The 5,346-nt window shown below is 72.8% G+C and carries 4 protein-coding genes and 1 pseudogene; 2 read left to right on the top strand and 3 right to left on the bottom strand.

Features of this window, described 5'->3' with window-relative positions; translation table 11 throughout:
- Positions 1–47: 47 nt before the first annotated feature.
- Positions 48–389 (bottom strand): GNAT family N-acetyltransferase, encoded by a 342-nt coding sequence (locus ACFWEE_RS22510; RefSeq protein ID WP_386891538.1) that lies wholly within the window; start codon positions 387–389, stop codon positions 48–50.
- A gap of 15 nt (positions 390–404) precedes the next feature.
- Positions 405–1,433 (bottom strand): annotated as a pseudogene (locus tag ACFWEE_RS22505) (pirin family protein); the annotation flags it as partial.
- Positions 1,434–1,508: 75 nt separating this feature from the next.
- On the opposite strand from ACFWEE_RS22505, the gene ACFWEE_RS22500 reads away from it, so the two are divergent.
- A complete protein-coding gene (locus ACFWEE_RS22500; RefSeq protein ID WP_386891534.1) occupies positions 1,509–1,997 on the top strand; it encodes a carboxymuconolactone decarboxylase family protein in 489 nt (162 codons plus the stop codon).
- A gap of 301 nt (positions 1,998–2,298) precedes the next feature.
- Complete coding sequence (locus tag ACFWEE_RS22495; RefSeq protein ID WP_386891532.1) at positions 2,299–3,516, top strand: undecaprenyl/decaprenyl-phosphate alpha-N-acetylglucosaminyl 1-phosphate transferase; 1,218 nt, start codon at positions 2,299–2,301, stop codon at positions 3,514–3,516.
- Between the two features lie 65 nt (positions 3,517–3,581).
- Here the strand turns inward: ACFWEE_RS22495 and ACFWEE_RS22490 are convergent, their stop codons facing one another.
- Positions 3,582–5,096 carry a sodium:solute symporter family protein gene (locus ACFWEE_RS22490; protein WP_386891531.1) on the bottom strand — a complete coding sequence of 505 codons (1,515 nt, stop codon included), beginning with the start codon at positions 5,094–5,096 and terminating at the stop codon, positions 3,582–3,584.
- Positions 5,097–5,346 lie beyond the last annotated feature (250 nt).

The following is a 5,346-nucleotide window of genomic DNA, read 5'->3' as shown; positions in this document are numbered from 1 at the left end:
GCCCCCCCCCCCCCCGGGGGCCGGGGCCGGGGCCGGTGCCACCGGTGTCAGTGGGAGCGAGCCGCCTCCAGCCACTCCAGGACCTCCGGCGTGACCGGGTCGGTGATGTCGGCGAACTCCGTGTGCTTCGTGAGGAACTTCGCCACGTACGGGCAGACCGGCACGATCCGCTTGCCGGAGGCGCGTACGTCGCTGAGCGCCTGCTCCACGAGGACGGACGCCAGACCCTGGCCGGCGAACGCGTCGTCGATCTCGGTGTGGAAGAAGACGCGCTGTTCGCCACGGTCGCGGTAGGCGGTCAGCCCCGCGCGGACGCCGTCGACGTGGATCTCGTAACGGTGCCTGGCGTCGACGCGCTGGACGCTCGGGGCGGGGGCGGGCTGGCTCATGGAGTGCCTTTCGGTACGGGTCGGGTTGCCTCGGGGCGAGAGAGCGGCGTTCGGGAGCGAGGGGGCGGGGATGCGGTCGCCGGGGTAGCCGTCCACGTGACCGAAGCGGCTCGACGCGGCCTCCCACGCCTCGCGCGCCTCGACGATGTCCTCGTGGCTGCGGCCCACGAAGTTCCACCACATGACGATCTTCTCTTCGAACGGCGTGCCGCCCACGAGCACCGCCCGGGCGGGCGCGTCCGATTCGTTGGTCAGGGTCAGCGTGGTGTTCCCCGGGCCCACGTAGCCCAACTCGGCGGGACTGAGCAGGGTTTCGCCCATGCGGATGCTCCCCTGGTCCACGAGCAGACCGTGCTCGAACGCGCCGTCCGTGTCCAGTGTGACGGTCGCGCGGGGTTCGACGACCAGTTCGGCGCCGAGCAGCGGAGTGAACGTCGGTACGGGGGAGGTGTCCCCGGCGAGGGAGCCGAGGAACACCCTGATGACGGCACCCGGCACGTGCACCGCTCCGGGGGCGTGGTGGCGGAAGTCACGGCCTGTGTGCCGGTGCTCCTCCGGGAGCGCCACCCACAGCTGGACACCGTGCAGGACCGTGGTGGCGGGAGTCGAGACCTCGGTGTGGCTGATCCCCAGGCCGCCGGTCATGAGGTTGAGCTCACCCGGGCGCACACAGGCGTGGCTGCCCAGGCTGTCGCGGTGCTCGATCTCCCCGCTGAACAGCCAGCTGACCGTCTGCAGTCCGGTGTGCGGATGGGGCGCGACGTCCATCCCGCCCGTCTCGGCGACGTCGTCGGGGCCGTAGTGGTCGATGAAGCACCAGGCTCCGATGAGCGTGCGGGCCCGCTGCGGGAGAGTGCGGCGTACGGTCATCGCCCGGGGGCCGCCGAGGGGTACGTCCCGGGCGGTGAGCACCTCCACCCGGGCGGCATCCGCCGGACCGCCCCGCGCTCCGGTCTTCTCGGGCCGCGCGATCCCGTCCCCGCCGGTGCCTCCGGGCCCCGGCGTCCCGCTCCCGCCAAAGGTGCTTTCATGTTCAACGATCATGCTCGATAGTAAGCCGCCGTCCGTCCGGGCGTGCGGGGTGGTGGAGGGGCGAGGCGCCCCGGTGAGGAGACACGGGTGAACGGCACCGAGGCGGCACGCGGCGAGCGGCGCGTCTACATCGACAAGCAGAGCCCGAAGCCCTACCACGCGCTGGTGGCGACCTCCGACGCGGTGCGCACCGCCGCCGAGGAGGCGGGGCTGAGCCGCACCCTGGTGGAGCTCGTCAACCTCCGGGTCTCCCAGATCAACGGTTGCGCCTTCTGCCTGGACGTGCACACCCGCGCCGCGCTCCGCGCGGGCGACACGAGCCGGCGGCTGGGGGTGCTGGCGGCCTGGCGCGACACCGAGGTGTTCACCGCGCAGGAGCGCGCCGCCCTCGCCCTGGCGGAGGCGACGACGAACCCCGCCGACGCCGCGCTCCAGGAGGCCGCCTACGCGCTCGCGCGGGAAACCCTCTCCGACGACGAGATCGCGGCCGTGATCTGGGTGGCCGTCACCATCAACGCCTTCAACCGGGTCTCCATCATGAGCAAGCACCCGGTGCGCGCCCTTCCGGGGCAGTGAGGCGGACCTGTACTCGTCTCCCGGGGCGGGGAGGCCGACGGCGCGTGACCGTCTTCCGCGTGTCCCCGCGCAGTCATCTTGTCAGGTGACCACCTGTTCGGATTCTCCTCGAACTCCAATCAAAATGCCCCTCTGCGTGTTATTTGGGGCATATCCCTACATGTGCACCTTAGGTTGTGGAACGACTCCACTCGGGTGGCGCGGTGCGCCGCCCCGGTCTACGCGTTCCGAAGGCGCCGTGCGGGGCCGTCCCGTCCGGCGCAGGACGCCACGGGGCCAGGAACGAGGAAAGGCAGAGCAGGTGAACGTGGTCGGCGTCATCATCTCCGGGGCTGTCGCGCTGGTGATCACCGTGGCACTCACCGCGGTCGTCCGCGGACTCGCCCCGGTCATCGCGGCCAAGGGCGGGCGCCGGGGGCCGCGGCGGACCGTCGGGACGGGTGTCGCCGTGGTCCTGGCGACCACCGGCGTCATGCTGGCCGCGCCCCGACTCGGCCTCCCGGAGCCCGGACTCGGCGTGCGCCTCCTCCTCACCGCGTCCTCCGCGGCGGCGGTGGTCGGACTGGTGAAGGAGTTGCGCCCGGTCGGCACCCGGACGGAACTCGCCCTCCACACCGTCCTGGCCGCGCTCGTCGCGGCGTTCTCCGGACTCTCCCCGGTGGCGGCGGTGTTCGGAGCCGTACTCGTGGTGGTCCTCACCCACGCGCTCCAACTGCTGGACGGCTCCGACGGCACGGCGGCCGGAGTGACCGTCGTCCTCGCCGCCGGACTGCTCACCTGCGCCGCGGTCGACCACCACCCCGGGACGGTGCTGCTGCTCGCCGTGGTGGCCGCCTCCGTGTCCGGCGTACTGCCGTACAACTGGCCGCCCGCCCGCGTCTTCTACGGCTCCTGCGGTTCGCGCTACACGGGCTTTCTGCTGGCGGGCTCCGTCCTGCTGCTGCTCGCCGGCGCGCCGTCGGGGAGCGCCGCGTGGGTCTCCGTACCGGCCGTGATGGCGGTGGCCCTCGCCGACCTGGTCCTGGTCCTGCTGTCCCGGCGGAAGGCGGGGCGGTCCCTCCTGGCGCCGGGACAGGACCACGTCGTGCACCGGCTGCGCCGACTCCGTCTGACGCCCCGGGGAGCGGCCGTCACCCTGATCCTGGCGACGGCCGCCTGCACCGCCACCGGCACGCTGATCCACACCGGCGTGTTCCACCCGGCGGTCGGTCTGGCGCTGCCCGCGGCCGTCGCCGTCGCGGTCGTGGCCCTGCTGCGCGTACCGGTGTACACGGCCGCGCCCCGGACCGGCATCCGCCGCAAGCCCACCGGAGCCGCCCCTTCGCCGGAAGCCCCGGTGGCCGCCGCGGCCCCGGCGGCCACCTCGACGCGTCACAGGGCGACCGTGCCCGGACCCACGCAGCAGGGCGCCCCCGAGCCGAAGCCGGGGACGCCCGCGCGCACCACCGCACCGCACATCGGCGCCACCAGGAAGCCGGCCGAGGGACGCCCCGCGGACCTGGCCGGCGACCGGCGCTGACGTACCCGCGTTGATCTACCTGCGTCGACCCGAGCGTGCCGGTCCGTCGGCGTCGGCGGACCGGGTCAGACCTGTTCCGCCACCGGCTGCGGAGCGGCCTCCGCGGAGCCGGACTCCGGACCGGAGAGGGCGGCCACCACGGCGTCGGCCTCCGCGTCCGGCTCCGGCAGCAACAGGCCGAGCGCGGTGTAGACGACGAGCGAGGTGACCAGCGGGGTGACGATCACCGTCGTCTGGGAAGCCCCGTCGAGGCCGTACTTGACGAAGAAGTACCCGGCCAGCCCCAGCGCCCAGGACGCGAGGGCCGCCCGCGAGCCGCAGCGGCGGAACGCCGGGAGCAGCCCCAGCAGCATCGGGATGGAGATCGGACCCATCACGGCCGCGACCATACCGACGACGATTCCGAGGACTCCGCCGAAGTGGTCGGCCTCGATGGCCACGACCATCGAGAACCCGATGAAGACGACCGTGACCACCCGCGCCGTCAGCAGGGTCCGCTCGTTGTCCGCGTTCCGGAACCCGGGCACGAGAGCGGGCAGGATGTCCCGGGTGACCACGGACGAGATGGCGTTGGCGTCGGAGGACGCCATGGCCATCGTGTGGGAGAACATCCCGGCGAGGGTCAGACCGACCAGCCCCACCGGCAGGTAGGACTGCGCCATCAGCGCGTACGTCTGCTGGGGATCGCTGATGTGGGGCATGAGCACCGGCGCGGCGACGGCGGGCAGCAGCAGCACCGCGGGCCAGACGAGGTACAGGGCGGCAGAGAGACCGGCCGAACGCCGGGCCGACCGGGGGGAGTCGGTGGCCATGTACCGCTGCGCGAGGTTCCACATGCCGCCGTTGTACTCGAAGAGCTTCACCACGACGTACGCGGTGAGGAAGCCGGCGGTGTACGGCCCGACCAGCGGGTCGGTGTGGCCCTCCGGGAGCCGGTGCCAGAGGGTGCCCAGACCCGAGATGCCGCCCAGGTGGTCGAGCACCACCCACATCATCGACAGCGCGGCCACCCCCTGGATGACGAACTGTCCGAACTCGGTCAGGGCGTCCGCCCACAGGCCGCCGACCGTGCAGTAGAGAAGGGTGACGACGCCGGTCAGCAGAATGCCCTGAGTCATCGACATCCCGGTGAAGACCTCCAGGAGGATCGCCACCGACGCCCACTTGGCGGCCACGTCGAAGACCTTCAGCAGCGTGCCGCTCCAGGCCAGCGCCTGCTGGGTGGGGACGTTGTAGCGGCGCGCGAGGTACTCCAGCGGGGAGGCCACCTTGAAGCGCCGCCGCAGCCGGTTCCACCGGGGGGCGAAGAGCCAGGCGCCCACGCCGGTGCCCACGGCCAGCGGCAGGAACGCCCAGACGTACACGGTGATGCCGTAGTCGTAGGCGACCGCCGCGTAGGCGACGAACACGGCCGCGCTGTAGCCGGACATGTGGTGCGAGATGCCGGTCAGCCACCAGGGCATCTTGCCGCCCCCGGTGAAGTAGTCGGAGACGTCGCTGACGCGCCGGTGCGACCACACGCCGATGAGCAGCATCACCAGGAAGTAGCCGCCGACGGCGACCCAGTCGAGCCAATGCATGGGCATACCTTCTTGTTGCTGGGACGACGCCGTCGGGCGGCCCCGTCACCAGGACGGGCTCGTCACGGGGACGGGCTTGTCTCGGGGGGAGGGTGGAGGAGTCGGAGGCTGTCGCCCCCCGCGCGTGGGGGGCCCCCCGGGGGGGGGCCCCCCCCCCCCCCGGGGGCCCCCGCGGCGGCGTGTTGTGGGTGGAAGGGGGCCCCCGGCGCCTGGGGGCGGGGGGGGGCCCGGTTGGCACAACCCCCCCCCC

This window comes from Streptomyces sp. NPDC060184 (assembly GCF_042728795.1).
Lineage (GTDB): Bacteria > Actinomycetota > Actinomycetes > Streptomycetales > Streptomycetaceae > Streptomyces.
This window is presented reverse-complemented; position numbering and strand designations above follow the sequence as displayed.

Bases quoted from the DNA above. Each gene is read 5' to 3' on its own strand.
- ACFWEE_RS22510 (WP_386891538.1), bottom strand. From the start codon at position 389: ATGAGCCAGCCCGCCCCCGCCCCGAGCGTCCAGCGCGTCGACGCCAGG.
- ACFWEE_RS22490 (WP_386891531.1), bottom strand. From the start codon at position 5,096: ATGCATTGGCTCGACTGGGTCGCCGTCGGCGGCTACTTCCTGGTGATG.